This window comes from Peribacillus sp. NPDC055009, assembly GCF_053608705.1.
In genome coordinates, this window is record NZ_JBSGVZ010000003.1 from 288,145 (window position 1) to 306,531 (window position 18,387).

Here is an 18,387-nt window from a genome sequence, read left to right on the forward strand (position 1 = left end):
AGTGGGAGATTATGGAGACTAAAATTAAAGAAGGAACGAAAGAAATGTGGAGCGAAATTAATGCATGTATTACTAGGAAAATTAATGAAAAACATGATTTATCTTTTCAAAAGAAGAGCAATGATAATTATATGAATCTATATATTCAAACAGCCGTATTACACACCCTATTTGAACTATCAGATGAGTTCAGGAAAATTGAAAGAAAATATAACGGATTGTGATGCTTCCGGAAAGGTCATGCACCAAATTTAACTTAACGGTGGATTAGGATTAAACTCTTTAAGGGAGCTCTTTAATCTTAATCCACCTTTTCTTTCCAGCATTATTACTGTACCATTTGCTTCCCTTCCCTATAAATCCCTCTTTTTATCCCAAATAGAATCCATTAAGCCAAATAGAAACCCCACCCGTTGCTAATAGATCAGGTGGGGTTCTTTCATGTGTTTCATGTTTTAGTATACTATCTTGATTGACGGATTACCTTAATGATACGCTAGCTTTAATACTATTATTTGTTGTTTTATCAATCTAAAATCTTGTATATTTAAATGAGTATATTTTGTAACTTACTGATGTTAGCTAAAAACATTGAAAATAAATTTTTTTTGAAAGTGAGCTGAAAGCTGATGATGTGGTCACCACTATTCGAAAATGATGTACCTGCAGTTATTCTTCCTTAACGGCAGAAAAATTGCATCTCCGTTAAGGACTGGAAATGTTTAGTTAAAACGGAGGGTACAAAATGAAAAACACTATATTAGGTTCTTTATATTTATCACTCGCTGCTAGCATTTGGGGCGGGATGTATGTTGTGGTAAAAGTTGTGGTAGATGTTGTTCCGCCACTTGAATTAGTATTAATACGATATGTAATTGCGATTTTAGCATTGATGACAATTGGTTTTATAACAAAACAATCTTGGCGGATTGAAAAACGAGACTGGCTTTTGGTTTTCATTATAGGACTTGTTGGAAACACAATTTCCATCGTAACCCAGGAAGTCGGTACACTGCTATCCACTGCACAAATGGGAGCTATCATTACTTCCACAACACCTGCATTTATGGTGATATTTGCACGTATCGTTTTAAAAGAAAAGATCACTTTTAAAAAGTCAATTTCTGTAATTTTAGCGACGATCGGAGTCGGTATCATTGTCGGGAATGCCCATATCGGTTCATCTCACCAACTTGGGGGCCTATCACTGCTTATTGCTGCCTTAACTTGGGCACTTATGTCTGTTCTAATTAAACGTGTCCCTGGGCAATATTCACAAATTGTTATAACGACCTATGCAGTGCTTGTGGCAATTGTTTTTTTAACACCTGTTACGATCAGTCGATTGGATGAGCTTGATTTTCAAGCAATCATGCATCCATCCATATGGGGCGGCCTATTATACTTGGGCGTTATTTCCACAGCATGTGCCTTTTTACTTTGGAATCGCGGACTGCAAATGCTTACCGCTTCAAGTGGTGGATTGTTTTTCTTTTTACAGCCTATAGTCGGTACTTTTTTAGGTTGGTTAATTCTAGGGGAACAAATCGGCTTGTCTTTTTGGATCGGCACAATATTAATTTTTATCGGGGTATTATTAGTCATTCGGGAAGAATAACCCACATTAATAAGTTTATTAGAGTTATATATTAAAATGTACCCTATAGAGCGGTCTCTTTAAAAAAGGCTGTCTATAGGGTTCTTTTTTGGTTTTAAAATGGGGATTGCAGAAAAAGTTGTTTTTTATTTGTAATTTATCCTTATTAATACCCCTTTATGTTAATAATAAGGCGGAATCCAAGAACTCATCTCCACACCGTCCCAACGGTTTCTAGATTCTTAAGACAAAAAGATGTATTATTATATTTTTTCCAGCCGATTATATTGAAAAATCTCAAATATACAATCATTACGTAATAATAATTATTATTTTATGTACATTTCGAAAGAGTTTTTGTTATCATTAATTCATAATCTTTTGGAAATGAATGCTAAATTTTATAACAAAGGAGGAATCGTTCTTGAAAAAACCATATATGGAATTGACGATTGGGATGATGAGAACGGGGATATTAGGTTTCGGCGGCGGACCATCAGTCATCCCGCTCATCCGCCACGAAGCAGTTTCCCGTTATCACTGGCTCGAAGATGATGAATTCGGGGAAACTTTGGCGATTGCCAATACACTCCCAGGACCGATTGCCACGAAGATGGCAGCATACCTTGGTTACAAATTAAAAGGCTGGCCGGGAGCCATCGTAAGTGTGGCCGCTCACGTTTTACCTTCATGCATTGCGATGGTTTTCTTGATTGCGTTCATTAATGTTCTAAGTAATTCCGCAATGATCAGTAATATGATCGCTGCTGTAATGCCGGTGGTTGCTGTCATGCTTGGTCAAATGGCTTATGAGTTTGGCGAAAAGGCGGTAAAAGGGTTAGGAAAGGTGCTCGGAATCACCTTTTTTGCGATTTCCTTTTTGCTTCTGCAGGTCATTTCCCTGCATCCGGGTATCGTCATCATGATTTTTCTTATATATGGAGCGTTTCATTTTAAATTAAAGGATAGATTGAAAAACAAAAAGACGGATAGGAAGGAGGAATCCGCTTAATGGGTCTTATTATCCCAATAGGAGTTGCTGTTTTTCTGGCGTTTTTCATAGCCAATATGCTTGGTTACGGCGGAGGTCCAGCCTCGATTCCGCTAATGTATGATCAAATCGTTACCCGTTATGGCTGGCTTGATAATACCGAGTTCTCACAAATGCTGGCGTTAGGAAATTCACTCCCAGGACCGATCGCCACGAAAATAGCCGCATATGTCGGATATGATGTATATGGCTGGCCAGGATTTCTAGCTGCCTTGGCAGGCACGATCATCCCTTCAGCCGTGGCTTTAATATATTTATTAAAAATCCTGCGAAAATACAAGCAATCGCCTATCGTAAAAGGCATGTCACTGCTTGTACAGCCCGTGATTGCGATCATGATGTTATTGCTCACCTGGAATATGGCAGAGGATGCGGTCGGATCCATCGGCTACATCCATTCAATCGTCATCGCTGGATTGGCATTATTGGCTTTAGGTAAATTCAAGATTCACCCCGCATTCGTAATCATTCTTGCCTTTGCGTATGGCGGCTTTATCATCCCGCTCACATAATAAAAAAATCCACCTATATAGGGGGATTTTTTTATTTAAAGCTTCATGCCCATCCGGCTTTTATAGCGTTTAATGAGAATTTGGCAATCAACGCTGACAACACCGACGACCGCATACAGCTTCTCATTGAGAAAACGTTCCATCTCTTGATTATCAGTAAAGATTCCGTGCATATGGAGTTTACTCGGACCGGTCATATGATATAAACTCGTTACAGCCGGTTCACTTTCTAATTGCTGTGCGACCGATTCCAGATATTTTGGCTCAACCTCAACGTTAAAGAATGCCGAGACATGGATGCCGACCTTAGCTGGATTTATGACCGCAGTAAACCTCTCGATCACCCCGTTTTCAACAAGATGATTAATTCTCATCTGTACCGCAACTCTGGAAAGCTCCACTTTCTTCGCTAAGTCGGTATATGAAATTCGTGCATCTTCATGTAAAACCGATATGATTTTCTTATCGATCTCATCAACTTTCAAGCTGGGAATCTTAAAGTCCTCTGCCATCCTATGTAACTCCTTTTCGATTTCTTTATTCCATTATCGCAGAGAACACCACCGGATCACAACAATCTTCCTTTTCACTTCTAATAAAGGCAGAAATTTTTGGGCAGTCCAAATTCCCCCCCTCTATTTGTATATGAATGTCCATCATATATGTAGTTTTCCAAAATAAAGATGCAGTATTTCATCCAGCTGAGTGCAGCCGCCAAAAAGATGGAATTTGATAGACTCAGGGCCGGACAAATGACGGCACCTCCTTGAGTTCCAGACTGAAGTCCCCCTCCTACTTCGAAAATTGGAAGGCGGGGGTTTTACAGCCCGTTTAATGCAGGATAATAGTTTATGAATTTCCAATGGGCACTTCCTCAATCCTTTGTTTGTAAGGTTTTTGCGATATTTTTGTATTCCTCATCATTGAGAATGCCCATTTTTTTGAATAATGCGGAATAAGCCATTATTTTTTTCTGCGTACGGTTTGTACAATTCATATGGATCAGCTCCTTTTTTATATAGTATTCATTTACGACAAAATGTTTCCTTAATACAAAACATTTTGAATTGGCTAAATAAAAAAACTGCCCATTTTTTCGGCAGTTTCAATTTATTATAGGTTTAAATAAAATAAAAGCAGTCTACATAAATTCAAGAATCATCATCTATTTTTTAAATAACAACTTCCAATAGAATTAAAAAAACTGATTCCCGCATTACCATATACAAGACTGAAAAAATGCAGTTTGGGTCCATTAAAGTTATTGTCCTTCTTGCAACAAGTCTTCATTCGGATTATCGTTGTTTAAGAGATGCGAAGAAATTGAAAATACTGCATACTTTCTTCATACTTTTTCGCTAAACTGACTTTATTCCATAAGAAGGTGAATGCTCATGAAAATCTCCTTTAAGCTCGGACTATCTATATTTGTTTGCATTTTTTTGATGGAAACCGTTTCGATGATTTACTTGCATAATAAAGTGATCCATTCCCGTATCAATCAAGAATTGGAATCACTGAAGGCCCGTGGCAATAGTCATCGTGATGTGTTGGAAATCACGTATTCCGACTCTACCCTTAAGCATATCGGCCTGATGGAGTACCATACCGATACAGATGTCGTGATTACGAACACAAGGGGCGATATTCTGATATCTTCCGAAAAGGTAAATGGGGGAATGAAAAAAATCTTGGCAAAAAACATCCCGCAAGTTCCCCGAAAAGGTATGGTCATCCAATCAAGTTGGAAGGATGAAAGATATATAGCGACCATTACGCCATTTATCAGTGATAAAGAAAAAAAAGGCTATGTTTATATGTTCAAAGATACTAGGGAAGTTGAGGATTTAATTGCACAATTGAATAAGCATTTCCTTTTTGCGACTGCATTGCTCCTTTTCTTCATGCTTATCACCATTTATTTTCTATCAAAAGCTTTGACTAGACCGCTTATTTCAATGAAGGAAGCGACAACCAAACTCAGCAAAGGGAATTTTTCAGTGGCAGTGCCAGTACGATCTCATGATGAACTCGGGGAGCTTGCCCAATCCATTCAAAGCTTGGCTAATGAATTGAACTATTTAAAGAAGGAACGCAATGAATTTTTGGCAAGTATCTCTCATGAACTGCGCACGCCGCTAACTTATATCAAGGGATACGCTGATATTGCCCGCCGTAAAGACTTGAATGCTGCCGAACGAACACGATACTTAGAGATCATCCATGATGAATCCGAACGATTAAACAGATTATTGGACGAACTATTCAATATGGCTAGAATGGATGTGAATACATTCACCATATCAAAAGAAACCGTCCAGCTCTCTTCATTCCTGCAAATCATTCATGAAAAAGTGCTGCCGGCTTTTGCAAATGAAAGAATTCAATTGAATCTGGAATGTAAGGATGATTTATTTATAGATATAGATCCCTCACGGTTTGAGCAAGTCATTCTTAACCTGCTTGATAATGCGCTGAAGTACTCGAACGAATATACAGTCACCACCATCAAAGCCACTGAATGCCTTGGCAGGATTTCCATTTCCATAATCGATCAAGGGGTTGGCATTCCCCCTGAAGATATCCCCCATATCTTTGACCGTTTATATCGTGTCGAGAAATCACGCGCCAGAGATACCGGTGGATTCGGATTGGGGCTTTCCATCGTCAAGCAATTAGTGGAGATACAGGGAGGGATCATTTCGGTTAAAAGCAACTTGGAGCAAGGAACGTGCTTCACTATCACATTTAAGGAGATTACAAATGAAGACAATAGTTCTGGTTGATGATGAACAGAGAATGCTTGATCTATTAGAGCTATACATTAAACCTCACGGATATACATGCATGAAGATGAAATCTGGACATGAAGCCTTACAGTTCTTATCGCATAAACATGCGGATATAGTACTTCTTGATGTAATGATGCCTAATTTGGATGGGTGGGAAACATGTGAAAGGATTCGTGCGTTTACCAACATTCCCATAATCATGCTCACCGCCCGGGATGCTGCACAAGAAATGGTGAAAGGGTTGAAAAAGGGCGCAGACGATTATATTACGAAACCGTTTAATGAAGAAGTTTTACTTGCCAGAATCGAAGCAGTGACGCGGCGAGTGCATAATCAGGATGATACTGTGATATTTAGAGGGCTAAAATTAAATGAATCCGCTTATGAAGCACATTATGATACCAAAACAATCCCATTGACACCAAAAGAGTTCTCACTGTTGTGCTTGTTTTTAAAATCAACAGATCAAGTGTATTCCAGAGACCACCTGCTTTCGACCATTTGGGGATTTAAAACGGATACGGAAGATCGGACAATCGATTCCCATATTCGAAATATTAGAGAGAAATTGCGTCATGTCGGTTTTCCTGTAGATCAACACTTGAAAACGGTCTGGGGCATCGGGTATAAATGGAGTTCTGTGGATTGATATGAATTTCATTTCTGAGGCATTACTATCCAGCGGCCCTTTTTCCATTGCTGTAAGTTTAGTATTCAATATATTGATTAGCGTGCTTGGTTTTGTTCCAAGCGTATTTATCACGGCCGCCAATATCACCGTATTTGGATTTGAAAAGGGATTGATCCTTTCTTACATGGGGGAAATTGCCGGTGCAGTGGTCAGCTTTTGGTTATATCGAAAGGGCATTCAAACATTCCAACCCAAGTTCATGAAGAACCTGTGGGTCATGAAGCTGCAAAAGTCACAAGGGTTTCATGCATTTTGGATGATCCTGATGCTTAGGCTCCTTCCTTTTATACCATCCGGCGTGATTAACCTTACAGCAGCATTAAGCAAGACGCGAATGATGATTTTCTTCCTCGCCACATCCATCGGAAAACTGCCTGCCCTCCTTGTCGAGGCGTATTCGGTGACACAAGTATTGAAGGCATCGGACGATATAAGGATTGTTTTGGTACTGTCGATTCTGGTAATCGCAGTCGTTTATTACTTTAATAGAAATAAGTTATAATCCGAAACTAACAAGTTGTTCTTAGGCATATTATTGGTATATAAAACTGAAGCGAAAACAAGGCTGCACCAGATTTTCCGTTTCTGGCAACCTTGTTTTCTTATTGGAAGATGGTAGTCTTCAAAAGTCTCTGTTTGCAATAGTATCTTAACACTACAATATGTGTTATCCGGTATGTGTGAGTAGGTGATATTAGCACGCAAACATCCTATCATGTTTGCTTCTTAAATTATAGAAGATAAAATGTATTTCCTTCAGGACCGAGCGGCAGATGTCCATCTTCAAGCAATTCTACAATAAAGGAAAATGGGTTTTCTTCACCAGCAAGTTCAGCTGTACAAGCAAGAACACTTATATACATGGCATGTCCAACGAGGAACTTTATTGCTTTTTCATCCCTAAATGCGTTGAATGCATGTTTATATGCTCCATGAAAAACGGCCTCCGGCACTTTGTCCACGATATCTGCAAGCAGTTTTTCATTTCCAGCGGCATCGATCTTTTCCTTAAGTTGATCTGGTAATTCCTTTAGAACTTCCCAAAGTGTACTTCTTTCAAACGAAAGACAGCTGATTGCCTCTGAAACCTGAGTTGCCGAAAGCCACTTTATTTTATATTCACTGACGCCAATTGCGTTCATAAACTGATCTACTTTTTTCTCTGCTTCATTACACTTCACCCCGACTTGTGAATACCAGTCTATGGAAGTAAGTCGCACAATCATTTCATTGGCAGGCCGTGCGTCCGTACCGTACTTTTCTTCATTGATTATTCCGGCTAAAGCCATATTAGTCCGCTCCTTTCATACCTTCCGTTTTATCAGGCTGACTGGGATTCCCCTGCCGACCAATGTCTGTTAATATTTTGTTGTCAGTTCTGGAGGACCAAATTTCGGTCCATATGGGCCTTCATCGAGCCAGCGTCCCAGTCTTGGAACTATGGATACGAGGGATGCTGCAAGTTCACGCTTTAGATTCATTTCAGGGGCATCCCCTTGAAGGTGATGTAATGCAGTGGTTGATCCATCACGGTTCCACTTTGCGGCAATACGTCTTTCGGTGGCAGCTGCATCAATTGCTTCTTTTCGCTCCGTTTCAGAGTTAGATTGAAGCGCTTTCTTAATCCCCCGTACAGAAATAATTGCATCCGGAACTCCGGAGTTCAATCCACGGGCACCAAAAGGTGCAAATAAATGGGCTGCTTCACCGGCGAGAAGAACTCGTCTTTTTTCATCTGTAAAGGAATTGGCAACGACCTGATGGAAACGGTATGTTGATACCCATGTAATACGCTCAGCATATTTAGCATCCATCACTTTTGGAAGCCACTTTTTGACACCCTCGATATTTGTATAGTCATCCGGATTGTCCCCTTCTAAAAGCTGAAGGTCCACCCGCCAGCCACCTTTAAACGGAACAAACATCACATTCCTTCCTCCCATTGCTGGATGTTGATAATGAAATGTACGCTCAAGCGGCAGGGGATTTTCCTCATCCTCTTTTACATCAACTACAAGGAATGTATCTGCCGTTCGCGGTCCTTCAAATTTTAAACCAGCCTGTTCTCTAACAACTGAATGTGATCCGTCACTGCCAATAATGTATTGTGCTTCCCACACTTCACCGGATTTTGTAGTCAATCTCACCCCAGCACCGGTAATATCCAATTTTTTCACTGGTGAATCCCAAACGAACTCAACACCAGCGTCAAGACAGGCATCATAAATGTGGTTTTCGATATCATCTTGGTGCAATGCCGTGAAATGGGGTAATTTATTTTGATCGGTATTATCCGTAAATCCATAATTACGGACATATACTTCTTTTCCTTTATAAAGTGTTCGCTTAACAGGCCAAATGATCCCGTTGCGCCCCAGTGTGAACCCCAGTCCTTTCGAAATTTCTTCCAAAAGTTTTAGAGTTGCACTGTGCATATAGATCGCCCGGCTACCCGGACGAGGACGTCCGTGCGGATCCGCTTCTATAACTACAGAAGAAATTCCTTTTTGCTTCAATGCAAGACCTGCAACTAAACCAACCGGGCCAGCGCCAACAACTATTACATCGCATTTATTTATTTTTTCCATAGATGAGATTCTCCTTATTTAATATTTTATGATTATTTGTGGTTAGAATTATAAGGCAAAATAGACATTTTCAGTTTTACAATTCCTTAAACTTCACCGGCCAGTTTAACATCTACGGTGAATTCACCAATTTTGTCAATTTTAATGCGGACACAATCCCCCTCTTCAATCGGACCCACTCCTTCAGGGGTACCCGTTGCCACAATATCTCCAGGAAGGAGCGTCATATTATTGCATGCCACTTCAAAACATTTGTAACTATCGTAAATGAGATGTTTTGTACTTCCATCCTGACGCACTTCATCGTTCACCCATAATGTCATGGCCAAGTCATTTGGATCTTCAATCTCATCGGAAGTCACAATCCATGGTCCGATCGGAGTAAATGAATCAAACGACTTTCGCCAGGTCCGCTCTTCATTGCCCCGAATGGAAATATCCAATAAGGCAAAGTAACCAAAGATATAATCTTTTGCCTCTTCCTCCTTTATATTTTTCGCCTTTTTACCGACCACATATCCAAGCTCAGCCTCATGGTCCGTACGACGATCCTTATAAGGAAGTAAAATGGGATCGGAGGGGCCAGATAAGGACTCAGGTGATTTCAGAAACAAGGCAATTTCTTCGATTGTCCTAGGTGCGTTGTTGAATATTTCATTCATTTCTTCTTGATGTTTTCGATAGTTCACAGGTGCAGCCCAAATTTTCCTTGTACTTGGTACGGGGGACTTCAATGTCACCTCATTCAATGAATAAGAAGTTCCTGTTTCCGCTTCCCGATTCATTTCCTCTTTTAGTTCATTAAAATTTTCAACGAGCTTGAGGAAAGAAGAATTCGGGTCAGCTTTATCCCATCCTGCTACTTTTGATACATCTGTTACACGGTCTCCCATTACCACTCCAAGTAAATCGTCATTAAAAATAGCAATCTTCACAATGTCTCCCCCTTCTCTTCTCAAACGGTTCCGTCAGGTATAAAGACTTTTTCCACTACCTGGTGTCCATCATTTTCTTGGTACCCCTCGCTGAATTCAAGCTCTAATTTTTCCATGACGGGTTTGTCATTGAAGGAGAATAGGAACACATCATCTGATCCCGTGTTCACATGCTCATGATTGCTCCATGGTGGTAGAATAAAGAAATCCCCTTTTTCCCATTCAAACTTCTGACCATCAATGACCGTATAGCCTGTACCTTCAAGAACATGAAAAATTGCGCTGTGAACATGTCGGTGCGCTTTCGTTTGCTGACCTGGTTTCAGCTTTTGCATCATTGTGCCAATGCGGGAATCAGCCGAACCACCTGTGGTTGGATTAATATATTCAATCGCGTATCCGTCAAACGGGTCAAAATCTGCTTCTGTCATCTGATTAAGCAAATATTTAACACGATCGAATTTGTAACCGAAAATTGGTGATGGATATTCAGGATTTGATTTTTCATTTAGCTTTTTAAACGCTCCCATTGAAAATTGCTGATTAGCATAGTTTTCTGGTGCTTCCATCGGGTAAGACTCTTCCTCATACGGCTCAAAAAACGATGCAGCCATCGTGCGGACGAGACCTACATCTAGCCCATCCATCCAAAACATCGGCTCTGTTCCTTCGTGCTTGTGCTCATGCCAAGTCCAAGCCGGCGTCAAAATCATGTCTCCTCGTTCCATATACGTTTTCTCTCCATTAACCGCCGTGTATGCCCCGTCCCCTTCAATAACAAAACGGATCGCAGATTGTGAGTGATGATGGGAGGGGGCGCTCTCACCAGGTAACAGTAGCTGAATGCCAGCATATAAAGTATGTGTCCCATAGCCAACAAGACCTCGCTTCAGCAGACTCGGATTTTGAAGATACACTACACGGCGTTCTGCGTCTTTCCCCGGCTCCAGCAATTCCCCTGCAGTCAGCACATATTCACGAATGGATTTCCACTTCCATAAATACGGCTCTACATCATGTACCGGCTCTTTGGTTACCATATGACCAAGGTCGTACCATAGAGGGCCAAGATTTCTTTTCTTCATTCCTTCATAATACTGATCTAGCTTTTCCTGTGTATAAACTTCACTTTTAGCCACTCAATTCACTCCTTTTAAAATAAATTCATGATTTGAAAGCGATTCCATAATTAAATCTAATAATTGAACTTTATTTACCACTCCCAATTATCTCGGTAGCTGATCAAGTATCTGCACTAAAACTAAGAAACATATTTTTCAGCTTCAATAATTACATCCGCTATTTTACGCTTCAATTCCACAATATTTTCCGGGCAACTCATGATAAGACGGCCAGCAATCCGCGAAAATGCTTCATCATCACCGAGATGATTTAGAATATTTAAGGCTCTGATGGCAACCATTTGGGATGTTTCATGTATAAATACTTTCGTATAAGCAACTTTTTGGCTGTTTTTATCTTTCCCTGTTATCTGTACTGCTTTTTCCGTTCGTAAAATGGAGCTTTCCGCCGAATAAATTCCGATGACTAGGTCCGCGATAAATGCAGCTGTTTCCTGTTCCTGATTTAGATTTATCAGGTCGTTCTTCCGAACAGACTCTATTGTAGAATGATAAAGCTTTTTCATCAGCTGAAGTGTCTGCTTTTCACGTAGCAGCGTACCTTCGTCAACATTTCCTTTCTTACTAGGCAATTCATAGGTTTTCAGTAATGTTGAAGCAATCAGGGTTCTATTAATTTCATTAGTACCTTCAAAAATCCGATTAATCCTGGAATCACGATATAGTGACTCTATTTCATATTCTTCCATATATCCATATCCGCCGTGGATCTGCAAGGCTTCATCTACGATAAAGTCAAGAACTTCCGTGGACATAACTTTGTTGATCGAACATGCTAAAGCATAACGGGAAATCGTTTCACAAAAGTCATCGGAGCCCGTTTGTTTCATATTTGCAAACCCTTCCTGCATCGCGCCTGCAGTTCTATACACGGAACTTTCATTAGCGTATGTTTTTATAGCCATATCAGCCAGTTTATTTTTGATTAAGTTGAAGCTGGAAATAGGCTGGCCAAATTGCTTCCTTTCAATGGCGTAGCTAACTGCTAGCTCAATCGATCTCTTAGCAGTTCCCAATGAAGTGGCTGAAAGCTTATGGCGGCCGATATTCAATACGTTAAACGCAATAATATGCCCACGCCCTACTTCACCAATAACATTTTCAGAAGGTACTCTTACATTATCCAAAATAAGAGAACATGTGGAAGAGCCCCGCAACCCCATTTTCTTTTCTTCAGGACTAATGGAGACTCCTTCGTAATCTTTTTCAATAATGAAAGCAGTAAACTTTTCACCGTTCACTTTTGCATACACAATAAATAGGCCAGCGATAGAAGAGTTGGTAATCCACTGTTTTTCTCCATTTAAAATGTAATATTTCCCGCATTTTGAGAGTACCGCTGTTGTCTTTGCACTCATTGCATCCGTGCCGGATGAAGGTTCGGTTAATGCATATGCAGCTATAGTTTCACCAGATAACATTTTTGGGAGATACATCGCCTTTTGTTTCACAGTTCCAAAATAGGCAATTGGCAACGCCCCAATTCCGGTTTGCCCTCCAAATGTAATGGAAAACGAACGGCCAAGCGCCATTTTTTCAGATATGATGGACGCACTGACTTTGCCAAGTTCTAGCCCGCCATCTTGCTCTGGAATATCTGCGCTGATCAGCCCGAGTTCACCTGCCTCTTTGATAAGACGCACTGTTTCATCAAACTCCTGGTTTTCTATGTTTCCTAATGCAGGATAAACTCTGTTTTTCACAAATTTCCCAGTCATCTCTTCCAGCATAATATGTTCATCACTAAAGTCTTCGGGTGTGAAAATTTCGTCAGGAAGGATGTCAGTATTCAAAAAATGATTGATTTCCTTTTTTTCCGTAAGCATGTATTCACCTCTTCATAGACTGGTGGGTTTTCGGCATCATTTTTTTTCGGATACCTTCAGGAACCGGTAGCGCCTTCGGCTTACCCTCAAATGATGTCCAGGCACGTAATTCATACCCTTCAGCTACTATTTGTTCGCCTCTAATAAAAGCATGCCGCAATTTAAATACTTTGTTTTGTAATTCTTCAACTGTACTTTGCACAACCACGCTATCCTCAAAGAAAAGAGGACATTTGAAAATGCAGTTAGCTTCTAATAAAGGGACACCAATTTGCTGTTCTGCATAAAGTTTGGAGGATGGATACCCTAGGGCTGACAAATATTCATGAGTGGCTTCATCCATCCATTTATAAAAGTTGGGATAAAACACTATTCCTGCTGCGTCCGTGTCACCCCATCTTACCTGGAACGAATATTCTGCTATCATGTTAGATATGCTCCTTTCAATTTCAGACTGGACGACTGACCTTCGCATCCATCTGATCAAGAAGTCTCGATTTTTGGATTTTTCCGCTAGCCGTCATTGGAAAATCCTCAATGAACATGAGTTTTTCCGGGACTTTATAATTTGCTATTTGTTTCTTTACAAAGGCTTTAATTTCACCTTCTGAAATTTCTGTTCCTTTTTTTAGCTGAATGAACGCGCACACAACTTCACCAAGCACTTCATCTGGAATGCCCACGACTGCAGCAACCATTATGTTTGGATGTTTGGTCAGCACACTTTCAATTTCCTGAGGATATATGTTATAGCCCCCACGGATTATCATTTCTTTTTTTCTGCCTACAAAATGCAGATATCCTTCTTCATCCTGCACACCTAGATCACCGGTATAGAACCAGCCTTCCCGATCTAGAACCTCGTCCGTATGTTCTTGCATTTTGTAATAGCCTTTCATTATCCCAAAGCTTTTGAGGGCTATCTCTCCTGTTTCCCCAAATGGGATTTCAAGCCGGTTTTCATCAACAATTTTCAACTCAACCCCAGGAATCGGTTTTCCTAGTGTCTTCGTTATTTTCTGTTCATCATCATCATAAGGAGTCAATGTAACCGTAACCGTTTCCGTTATCCCAAATGATTGACAAAGTTTTATGCCCATGCGATCTCGTATTTCCTTGACTTTACTTGGTGGAATTGGAGCAGATCCCACCATGCCTGTACGCAATGTCGACAAGTCGTAACTATCAAAATCATCCAGTTCCATTTCTTTAATGAACATTGTCGGTACACCCATCTTTATCGTAACTTTTTCTTGTTCAATCAGTTTAAGAGTTTCACGGGGATGATATTTTTCCTGTAACACCATTCGTGCCCCGGCGGATACGCTGCAAAACAAGTTGCATGCCATGCCAAAGATATGAAACAGCGGCGCTGATACAACAAAAACGTCCTCTTCAGTACATCTAAGTTCCCCTGCCAATGTATTCGCGGATTGTACCACACCTCTATGCGTGATCATAACGCCTTTTGGCACGCCGGTTGTCCCGGACGTATATAAAATACAAAATAGATCGTTATTTACATCAATTTCTGCTTCAATGACATCACCATCGGTTTGGTCCTCGTATGGATGGAGGCCATCCCGTGTGAACCGTACAGAGATCAATGACGGCACAATCGACTGCGCTTCTTTTAACCCAAAGTTTTGATCAAATTCTTCCGTCACTATCAACGCTTTCGGCTCGGAATTCTTTAAGATGTATTCGACTTCATGTGTTCGATATTTATGGTTAAAGGGGACGATCACCGCCCCAATTTTAGCTGCAGCAAAAAATATAACCGCTGTTTCATACCAGTTGGGCAATGACACAGCAATCCGGTCCATTTTTTTTATGCCCAGATTGTAGAGTGTCCCGGCAAACCGTTCCACATCCTTTTTCATTTCATGGTAGGAGACCCGTCTCTTCAAATCATAAATCGCTTCTTTATCCCCATTAGCTGAAACAGCACGCTCCAATAAGCCATAAACTGTCAAAAGATTCTGATCTTTTTCCATATACTCACTCGCTCCCGTATGGTTCTAAAAATCTCGCCATTTTTCCTGCCTCTATATGTGATTTTTCTAACCAGAAACTTGTTTTCCCTTTTAACTGAACCATTTAGCCTACTTTAACTTCTATTTTCAGCATGAACGCCTCGTTATGGAATCCGCATTTTCATCAGTTATTTCGTCATTTGTACACAAAATCATTTCAATCCCTGGAAAAGGACTGCCTTAAACTTTGATTATACGGTTCTATAAATCACAACTTTATAACGCTTCCCAAATTGCCGCAATTCCCTGACCTCCGCCAATGCAAACAGCTGTTGCCCCATATTTTTTATTGCGTCTTCTCAATTCATAAATGAGTGCGGTTACGATTCTTGTTCCGCTCGCAGCTAGCGGATGCCCCATTGCAACTGCCCCACCGTTTACATTTCCTATTTCAAGGTCAAAGCCTAATTCTTTTTGACAAGCAAGGTACTGAGCTGAGAATGCTTCATTGATTTCAATCAGATCTAAGTCTGCGATTGTTAAGTTAGCTTTTTTTAATGCACTTTGAATGGCCGGAACAGGTCCAATCCCCATGTACTTTGGCTCTACTCCGACTACATCCCAGGAAACAAGTCGAGCAATCGGATTCAGTCCTTTTACTTCCGCATAGTCACTTGAGGCGACAATGACTGCCGCAGCTCCGTCAACCATGCCACTCGCATTACCTGGTGTAACTACCCCGTTTTCAACAAATCTCGCCTTCAGTTTCCCAAGCTGTGCCATGCTAGTTTCCCGAATGTGTTCATCGTCTTCTATGACTTTATCGCCTTTTCTGCCTTTCACGTTCACAGGTACAATTTCTTCATTTAAATAGCCTTTTTCTCTTGCAGCAAGGGCACGTTCATGGCTTGCGAGAGCGTGCTGATCGACTTCTTCCCTGGACAGACTATATTTGGCAGCCAAATTTTCAGCGGTTTCACCCATTGTACATTCTCCATAAGTATCGTATAGGCCGTCCCATACCCAGTCTTCTACAACAGGCGCCCCTAGTTGACTTCCCCATCTCATTCCGCGAATTACATGCGGTACCTGACTCATGCTTTCAGTTCCACCTGCTAATATGACATTCGCTTCTCCTGTTAAAATGTAACGCGCTGCTGTTAAAATAGATTCAACACCCGTTCCACACAGTCTATTAATGGTCAATGCAGGGACGTGAATCGGGGTACCAGCTTTTAACCCAACATGTCTCGCCAGCAAATGGGCATCTTTGCTTGATTGCTGCACATTCCCAAATACAACTTGATCGATATCTTCACCAGAAATTTTGGCTCGCCGTATGGCTTCTTTTGCGGCAAAGACGCCTAAGTCCGTTGCTGTGATATCACGGAACGATCCGGAAATTTCAGTAAATGGCGTCCTTGCTCCTTCTAACAAAAAGATTTCCTTCACTTCATTCACCTCAATTTAATTTTTTTTAAAACTTGAAGTATCATTCAGCCTTATGTCCTTAGCTACCACCATTAAATGTCCTGGAATCTACAGTTGAATATCCTCTTTAATTGCCTTCATATCTACGTTTATTGGTTTTACTTATCTATTGTTGCTTCACTGTTTATCTTCCTGAATAAATTGGTTCTCTTTTTTCAACGAAGGCCTTCAGTCCTTCTTTCCGATCTTCCGTTGAAAATGCATTGCCAAAGCATACGCTTTCGATAATCAAACCCGATTCAAGGTCAGTATTGCCTCCTGCATTGACTGCAGTCTTCACCATTTGAAGAGCAACTGGTGGTTTTTTTGCCAAGTTCCCGGCCCATTCCTTCGCTGTCTCCAGCACCTCACCAGCTGCGACCACTTTATTGACGATATGTAAATCCAATGCCCGTTGCGCATCAATCATATCGCCGAAATAAAGCAGTTCTTTGGCAACACCCTGTCCGACAATCTTCTGTAGCCGCTGGGTACCGCCTCCCCCTGGAATGATACCGAGGCCCACTTCCGGGAAAGCAAACTTCGCACGATCGGAACTTATACGCAGGTCACAGGCAAGCGCGAGCTCGAGACCCCCACCCAGCGCCATTCCATTCAACGCGGCAATGACCGGCTTTGTCACATTCTCAATTTTCGTAAATACCGTTCTGGATGTCTTGTTCATCATATTGATTCCGACAAGATCAAGACTTGCCATTTCATTGATGTCAGCTCCTGCAACGAATGCTTTCTCTCCGCTGCCAGTAAGGACAATCGCTCGAACATCTTCATTGGCTTCAAGCTCATCAAATACGATTGAAAGTTCTTGGAATACCTTTGTATTCAATGGATTGACGGGCGGCCTGTTAATGGTTACAACCGCGATTTTATCTTCGATTTCACACAATAAAAATTTATACATTCAATTCAACCCCATTCTTATTATTCGTAGTCGTAAAACCCAGCGCCTGTCTTCTTACCGTGTCTCCCCGCCCTGACTAGCTGTTTCAGAAGAAGAGGGGGAGCAAAATGATCATCGTTGAATTCCTCTTTGAAATACTCCATCACATGGTACCCAATATCCACACCCGCAAAGTCCTGCAGTGTGAATGGACCCATAGGATAGTTCAGGCCTAGCGTAACGGCCTTATCGATATCTTCAGCAGAAGCCACGCCTTCTTCAAGCAGCTTGATCGCCTCGATAAACTGTGGAATCATGATCCGGTTGACAATGAATCCCGGCGTATCTTTTTTCACCTCCACCGGCTCTTTGGTCAGCTGTTTAGAGAGCGCTTTCAATTCCTCTACAGTTTCATCACTTGTCTGATATCCACGAACCACCTCTACAAGTTTCATTAATTGTGCCGGATTAAAAAAATGCATACCAGCCACCCGTTCCGGATGTTGTGTCGCTGCTGCAATTTCTGTAATCGACATCGATGATGTGTTAGTTGCAAGAATCACGCCTTCACGAACGATTTTGTCGAGTGCAGAGAACACTTCCTTTTTTAGATTAAGGTCTTCCAGAACGGCCTCAATCACGACGTCCGCGTCTTTCATTTCTTCGAGGCGCGTCGTGGTTTGAATGCGTCCAAGCGTTTCCTGTTTTTGGTTTTCGGTCATTTTCCCCCTTGCAACACTTTTATCCATAAACTTTCCAATACGTTTTATTGCATTTTCCAAATAGCTGTCTTCTATGTCACACAAGATAACGGTAAACCCATTCATTGCCGCTAGATTCGCTATGCCTGAACCCATTGAACCTGCACCAACTACCCCAATTGTTTGAATTGCCATCTCTCCATCT

18 protein-coding genes are annotated in these 18,387 nt (G+C 41.1%); 7 read left to right on the forward strand and 11 right to left on the reverse strand.

What is annotated here, in order from left to right; genetic code table 11:
- Window positions 1-11 precede the first annotated feature (11 nt).
- The 4 genes from ACWF5P_RS07615 to ACWF5P_RS07630 all read left to right on the forward strand — a co-directional run bounded on the left by ACWF5P_RS07615 (window position 12) and on the right by ACWF5P_RS07630 (window position 3,160).
- The gene (locus ACWF5P_RS07615) at window positions 12-224 is read left to right on the forward strand and encodes a hypothetical protein (RefSeq protein ID WP_101224302.1); all 213 of its coding nucleotides are present in this window, start codon (window positions 12-14) and stop codon (window positions 222-224) included.
- A 521-nt stretch (window positions 225-745) separates the two neighbouring features.
- Window positions 746-1,618 carry an EamA family transporter gene (locus ACWF5P_RS07620; protein ID WP_434168747.1) on the forward strand — a complete coding sequence of 291 codons (873 nt, stop codon included), beginning with the start codon at window positions 746-748 and terminating at the stop codon, window positions 1,616-1,618.
- 370 nt (window positions 1,619-1,988) lie between these two features.
- Window positions 1,989-2,609: a chromate transporter gene (locus tag ACWF5P_RS07625; protein WP_434168746.1), complete on the forward strand. Its 621-nt coding sequence runs from the start codon at window positions 1,989-1,991 to the stop codon at window positions 2,607-2,609.
- Window positions 2,609-3,160: a chromate transporter gene (locus ACWF5P_RS07630; RefSeq protein ID WP_434168745.1), complete on the forward strand. Its 552-nt coding sequence runs from the start codon at window positions 2,609-2,611 to the stop codon at window positions 3,158-3,160. The genes ACWF5P_RS07625 and ACWF5P_RS07630 overlap by 1 nt, the downstream gene beginning before the upstream one ends.
- Window positions 3,161-3,195: 35 nt before the next feature.
- Here the strand turns inward: ACWF5P_RS07630 and ACWF5P_RS07635 are convergent, their stop codons facing one another.
- Window positions 3,196-3,672: an Lrp/AsnC family transcriptional regulator gene (locus ACWF5P_RS07635; protein WP_034315019.1), complete on the reverse strand. Its 477-nt coding sequence runs from the start codon at window positions 3,670-3,672 to the stop codon at window positions 3,196-3,198.
- An 882-nt stretch (window positions 3,673-4,554) separates the two neighbouring features.
- On the opposite strand from ACWF5P_RS07635, the gene ACWF5P_RS07640 reads away from it, so the two are divergent.
- The 3 genes from ACWF5P_RS07640 to ACWF5P_RS07650 are packed head-to-tail and all read left to right on the forward strand — an operon-like array spanning window position 4,555 to window position 7,145.
- Entirely contained in the window at window positions 4,555-5,946 is a 1,392-nt protein-coding gene (locus ACWF5P_RS07640) for an ATP-binding protein (protein WP_434168744.1), read from the forward strand.
- On the forward strand, window positions 5,924-6,601 hold the full coding sequence (locus ACWF5P_RS07645) for a response regulator transcription factor (protein WP_101224307.1): 678 nt from the start codon (window positions 5,924-5,926) through the stop codon (window positions 6,599-6,601). The genes ACWF5P_RS07640 and ACWF5P_RS07645 overlap by 23 nt, the downstream gene beginning before the upstream one ends.
- Window position 6,602: 1 nt before the next feature.
- On the forward strand, window positions 6,603-7,145 hold the full coding sequence (locus ACWF5P_RS07650; RefSeq protein ID WP_434168743.1) for a VTT domain-containing protein: 543 nt from the start codon (window positions 6,603-6,605) through the stop codon (window positions 7,143-7,145).
- A gap of 229 nt (window positions 7,146-7,374) precedes the next feature.
- Here ACWF5P_RS07650 and ACWF5P_RS07655 read toward each other — a convergent pair whose 3' ends face one another.
- The 10 genes from ACWF5P_RS07655 to ACWF5P_RS07700 form a co-directional block, all read right to left on the reverse strand.
- Window positions 7,375-7,932 carry a hypothetical protein gene (locus ACWF5P_RS07655; protein WP_434168742.1) on the reverse strand — a complete coding sequence of 186 codons (558 nt, stop codon included), beginning with the start codon at window positions 7,930-7,932 and terminating at the stop codon, window positions 7,375-7,377.
- A gap of 69 nt (window positions 7,933-8,001) precedes the next feature.
- Window positions 8,002-9,231: an FAD-dependent monooxygenase gene (locus ACWF5P_RS07660; RefSeq protein WP_434168741.1), complete on the reverse strand. Its 1,230-nt coding sequence runs from the start codon at window positions 9,229-9,231 to the stop codon at window positions 8,002-8,004.
- A gap of 86 nt (window positions 9,232-9,317) precedes the next feature.
- Complete coding sequence (locus tag ACWF5P_RS07665) at window positions 9,318-10,166, reverse strand: fumarylacetoacetate hydrolase family protein (RefSeq protein ID WP_434168740.1); 849 nt, start codon at window positions 10,164-10,166, stop codon at window positions 9,318-9,320.
- 20 nt (window positions 10,167-10,186) lie between these two features.
- Complete coding sequence (locus tag ACWF5P_RS07670; RefSeq protein WP_434169616.1) at window positions 10,187-11,251, reverse strand: cupin domain-containing protein; 1,065 nt, start codon at window positions 11,249-11,251, stop codon at window positions 10,187-10,189.
- A 176-nt stretch (window positions 11,252-11,427) separates the two neighbouring features.
- A complete protein-coding gene (locus ACWF5P_RS07675) occupies window positions 11,428-13,134 on the reverse strand; it encodes an acyl-CoA dehydrogenase family protein (RefSeq protein ID WP_434168739.1) in 1,707 nt (568 codons plus the stop codon).
- Between the two features lie 4 nt (window positions 13,135-13,138).
- Entirely contained in the window at window positions 13,139-13,558 is a 420-nt protein-coding gene (locus tag ACWF5P_RS07680) for a thioesterase family protein (protein ID WP_434169615.1), read from the reverse strand.
- A gap of 25 nt (window positions 13,559-13,583) precedes the next feature.
- Window positions 13,584-15,131 (reverse strand): class I adenylate-forming enzyme family protein, encoded by a 1,548-nt coding sequence (locus tag ACWF5P_RS07685; RefSeq protein ID WP_452444760.1) that lies wholly within the window; start codon window positions 15,129-15,131, stop codon window positions 13,584-13,586.
- 255 nt (window positions 15,132-15,386) lie between these two features.
- The gene (locus ACWF5P_RS07690; protein ID WP_434168737.1) at window positions 15,387-16,562 is read right to left on the reverse strand and encodes an acetyl-CoA C-acyltransferase; all 1,176 of its coding nucleotides are present in this window, start codon (window positions 16,560-16,562) and stop codon (window positions 15,387-15,389) included.
- Window positions 16,563-16,725: 163 nt separating this feature from the next.
- A complete protein-coding gene (locus ACWF5P_RS07695; RefSeq protein ID WP_434168736.1) occupies window positions 16,726-17,502 on the reverse strand; it encodes an enoyl-CoA hydratase-related protein in 777 nt (258 codons plus the stop codon).
- 20 nt (window positions 17,503-17,522) lie between these two features.
- Window positions 17,523-18,377, reverse strand: coding sequence for a 3-hydroxyacyl-CoA dehydrogenase NAD-binding domain-containing protein (locus ACWF5P_RS07700; RefSeq protein ID WP_434168735.1), 855 nt, complete (start codon window positions 18,375-18,377; stop codon window positions 17,523-17,525).
- Window positions 18,378-18,387: the final 10 nt, after the last annotated feature.